The organism is Testudinibacter crocodili (genome assembly GCF_006228025.1).
GTDB lineage: Bacteria > Pseudomonadota > Gammaproteobacteria > Enterobacterales > Pasteurellaceae > Chelonobacter.
Genome location: NZ_VDHF01000155.1, coordinates 1 through 912, shown reverse-complemented (window position 1 = coordinate 912; position 912 = coordinate 1). Strand labels below are relative to the sequence as shown.

Annotated in this window: 1 protein-coding gene; it reads right to left on the bottom strand. The window is 40.7% G+C overall.

The features are described 5' to 3' along the window. Positions 1–69 precede the first annotated feature (69 nt). The coding region (locus FHQ23_RS12015; RefSeq protein ID WP_139614527.1) for a factor H binding protein domain-containing protein at positions 70–912 on the bottom strand (843 nt) is incomplete at its 5' end.

The following is a 912-nucleotide window of genomic DNA, read 5'->3' as shown; positions in this document are numbered from 1 at the left end:
ACTTTTGTCAGCAGTCTAAGGCGCAGGAGCGCCTAGATTAATTGATAATTTTTCATACAACCAAAATGATTATTTAGCAGCGTTAAATACCGCTTTGGTTTCACTTCCCCATTCATTGGTTAACGTTGCTGAACCAGCAACTTCAGCCGCGCCACGTCCCATAAATTTCCCTTCATAAGTGCCTGAAAGTGGTATATTAATCATACCTTTATCGGTGGTTTTGGCATTACCAGCAAAGGTGATCTCACCATTTTTAGCTGTGATGGCTGTTTCGGAGAGTTCAGTTTCTCGCCAAATATTTTCGAAGTGCATTTGAGTTATATCACCAGAAATCGTTTTTTTATCAAAGTTCGCATTAAGTGTTACCGTACCTTCTGAAATAAATTCGCTATTAGTTAGATAACTCACCCCTTGATATTTGGCAGAACCTTTAAGTGTTTCTAATTCATTGGCATTAGTAGATCGTCCTGAATAAATCACCATTGCATCGTTAGCGTTACGTCCATTGACTGTACCACGAGCTGAAACACCGGCAATACCAGAGTCATTTAAGTTATTGCTGTAAGTATCATAAGCAGCTTGGATGTTTAGCACTTTACCATTAGTCACGGAGCTACTGCTTACAGATTGAGTAGATTCTCCTTTGCCGGAGCCATCAGCAGCTACTAATTTGGCTAAACCATCTTCGTTTGTCCAACTGTCTTTTTTGATAGGCTCTAAAATATCGCTATTATTTAAAGATGCTGCGGTATAAACATAGGTGTTTGGTTCAGTACGTGCTAATTCAGCTAAGCGAGCTTCTTCAGCTTTACGAGCTTCTTCAGCTAAACGGGCTTCCTCAGCTAAACGGGCTTCTTCAGCTTTACGAGCTTCTTCAGCTTTACGAGCTTCTTCAGCTTTGCGAGCTTCTTC